Raw genomic sequence first — 3,391 nt, 5'->3', positions numbered from 1 at the left:
TGATAAGCTCCTCGCTATCCGCAAACAGATAGTTCAATTAAGATGAAGACAAAATCGGAAGATTGGACTCGACTTGCTACAAAGTGCGAGTTGAGAACAATCTGCAAAAGGCGGTCGCAATTCGAGTCTTGCTTGGAATGTTTTCATAGGAGTTGAAAAGATTACACTCATCCTTCATCTGCGCTCAGGATGACACTCGATGTCATGATGAGTAAATTCGTCTCATGAGGAGCCGGAATCGAACCATAAGAAGATTAAAATCAGAATTAATAATAATCAGGAAAAATTCAAGAAACTCCCGTAATTTTCACTGATAATTAACCGCCGGATATTTTTTTTGCATTTGCCTTGACATTAGACTTGCGATGGGGATTTTTGCTTTTAAAAATATGTTCAATAGCGGAGGATTAATGGCGATAAATAAACTTGATGATATCATCGAACTTGCCAAAAAAAGATTAAAGAACAAATCCAAAAAAAGAGTTGTCGTTGCTTATGCACATGATGAAAATTCCATTAAATCGGTTTATGATGCATATAAGATGGGTTTGATCGATGCCACTTTGGTTGGTGATGATAATATCATCAAAAAATTGTGTAAAAAGATCAAGATAGACCACAAGTTGTTCAAAATCGTTCATGTTCCTGATGAATTAAGATCAGGCAATAAAGCAGTTGAATTGATCAAGAAAAAGAAAGCTGATATTTTGATGAAAGGACTGATCACTTCCGATAATTATATCAAATGTATTATCGATAAAAAAAACGGTTTAATGAAACCAAAAGCTGTTCTGGCGCATGTAACGATTTTCGAAATCTCGACTTATCATAAACTGCTGCTGATCAGCGATGCTGCCTTTATCCCTCTGCCTACAATCCAGCAAAAGATAGCAATTACCAATTATCTGGTGGATACTGCTCATAATATGGGAATCAAAATTCCGAAAGTAGCGATTTTATCATTTACGGAAAAATCTAATCCTCTTTTTGACTCGACTGCGGATGCTGCTATCATTGCCAAAATGGGAGATCGAGGACAGATAAAAAATGCAGAAATAGATGGTCCTCTTGCTCTCGATGTTGCTATCGATAAAGACAGTGTGATGGTTAAAGGAATTAACAGTAAAGTTGCCGGAGATGCTGATTGTCTTGTCTTTCCGCAATTGGAAGCTTCCAATATTTTCTATAAAACACTAACCAAACTTATCCATGCTGAAGCTGCCAGTTATATTGCCGGAACGATCGCCCCCTGTATGCTTTCTTCCCGCGGAGACAGTGAAAAGACGAAGCTTTACTCGATTGCTGTTGGGTGTTTGCTGGCTCAATAAACTAGTTCGATTTGTTAGGACATCGTTAAACATTTGTATAAGGATGAACGATGATTGAAGCTAACAAGCAGTCTATTCTTGGGTGAAGATATTTTTTTTTAGTTTCGATTTATCCCTTGTTAAAGAATCGAAAAATGTTTATTAAGGAAAATATAAAATGGGACTTATTTATACAGATTTAGATTTATCAAATCCCGTCTTGAAGAGTATCGAGAAAATTAAAGTTAAAGCTCTTGTCGATACAGAAGCAGCAACTTTATGTATTCCTGAGCATATCAATATTCAACTCGAACTTGAAGAACTCGAAAAAAGAGAAGTTACAACTGCTGATGGGAAAAAGCATTTAGTCCCTTATGTCGGACCTGTTAAAATCAGTTTTAAAAATAGATCATGTTACACAGGAGCATTCGTTTTAGGAGATGAAGTTCTGATGGGAGCAGTTCCAATGGAAGATATGGATCTGGTTTTGATCCCGCTGAAACAAACAGTCGATGTTAATCCAGAAAGTCCGAATATTCCTTCAGCAATTGTGAAATAGTTTTCGAGCAGAAACCTTGCGAATGGTCATGACCTTCGCAATGGTTGTTAAATTTTCTCGTTTCATGCCGATCATTACGGAGGTCTCATTCTTCGACCATCCGTAAGGTCTTATTTTAGTAAGATTGGAGATATTTTTTGGATCTAAAAATAAAAGGTAAAATAGCGTTAGTTACCGCAGCCAGTAAAGGTTTAGGAAAATCAGTAGCAATCCAGCTTGCGAAGGAAGGCTCGAAAGTCGTTATCTGTTCGAGAGATAAAGCCAATCTGGAAAAAGCTGAAAAAGAAATCATTGATGAGACAAATGGATTCGTAAAATCGTATGTTTGTGATGTAACCAAACCGGAGCAGATTAAGAAGCTGATAAACTCAATTATCAGGGAATTTGGAAACCTTCATATTTTAGTTTGTAATGCTGGAGGACCTCCTGCTGGAAATCCAGATGATTTTTCGTTGGAAGATTATCAAAATGCTCTCGAACTCAACCTATTAAGCACCATTAATCTGTGCAATTCTGTTATTCCCTTTATGAAAAAACAAAATTGGGGAAGGATCATCAACATTACTTCGATTGCTGCCAAACAACCTATCGATTCGCTGATCCTCTCCAACACTGCTCGTTCCGGTGTTTTAGGATTTTCCAAAACTCTTTCCAACAATGTTGCAGAATTTGGAATTACCGTAAATTCCGTTTGTCCCGGCTACACAAAAACCGAAAGAGTAGAGAACTTAGCAAAATCATTCGAAGAATCCGGAAAGGGTACAATAGAAGATTTTTATCAGAGCATCGAAAAACAAATTCCCATGAATCGGATCGGAACAACCGCAGAATTCGCTCAAACAGTTACTTTCCTCGCTTCCGAAGGAGCAGGTTATATAACCGGAGTTGCTCTTCAGATCGATGGCGGATTTTATAAAGGAATAATGTAAACCTCAATCCCTAATCCATTCTCTAAACCCTCTTTAGTTCTCCCTTTAAAAGGGAGATTAAAAGGAAAATACATAAAAGAGGATAAAACGATGACTTTTTTAGAATTAGCAAAAACGGTTTTAGAAGAAATAAAGAAACCATTGACGGCAAATGAAATATGGGGAATTGCGATAAAAAAAGGTTATGATCAAAAACTAAAAAGCAGAGGAAAAACACCTTGGGCAACATTAGGTGCTCAACTTCATGTTAATGAAAGAGATAACTCTAAATCAGTTTTTGCAACAGTTGGTAAAAGACCAAAAAGATTTTATCTTAAAAAACATAAATCTCTTTTTGATATTGATAAAATAGAAACAGAACAAGAGACAGAAGAAATAACAGAAAAGAAAATTGAATATTTAGAAAAAGATTTACATCCATTTTTGAGTTATTTTGCTTTTTATCATTTGAAATGTTACACAAAAACAATTAATCATTCAAAATCATCAAAAAAAGAATTTGGTGAATGGGTTCATCCCGATATAGTTGGTTGCTATTTCCCAATTGATGAATGGGATACTCAAGTTCTAAATTTAAGTTCAGCAATAGGTAATAC

The 3,391-nt window shown here is 35.9% G+C and carries 4 protein-coding genes; all 4 read left to right on the top strand.

The window, feature by feature from the left end; all coding sequences use genetic code 11:
- Window positions 1–410 precede the first annotated feature (410 nt).
- Window positions 411–1,328 (top strand): phosphate butyryltransferase, encoded by a 918-nt coding sequence (locus tag ENL20_06910; GenBank protein HHE38286.1) that lies wholly within the window; start codon window positions 411–413, stop codon window positions 1,326–1,328.
- Window positions 1,329–1,485: 157 nt separating this feature from the next.
- A complete protein-coding gene (locus ENL20_06905; protein ID HHE38285.1) occupies window positions 1,486–1,866 on the top strand; it encodes a clan AA aspartic protease in 381 nt (126 codons plus the stop codon).
- 137 nt (window positions 1,867–2,003) lie between these two features.
- On the top strand, window positions 2,004–2,795 hold the full coding sequence (locus ENL20_06900; GenBank protein HHE38284.1) for an SDR family oxidoreductase: 792 nt from the start codon (window positions 2,004–2,006) through the stop codon (window positions 2,793–2,795).
- Between the two features lie 90 nt (window positions 2,796–2,885).
- Window positions 2,886–3,391, top strand: a 506-nt coding sequence (locus tag ENL20_06895) for a hypothetical protein (GenBank protein ID HHE38283.1), incomplete at its 3' end; no start/stop codon positions are given.

The sequence above is a fragment of the Candidatus Cloacimonadota bacterium genome (genome assembly GCA_011372345.1).
Lineage (GTDB): Bacteria > Cloacimonadota > Cloacimonadia > Cloacimonadales > TCS61 > DRTC01.
The sequence above is the reverse complement of the archived record's forward strand: the minus strand, read 5'-3'. Positions and strand labels throughout refer to the sequence as shown.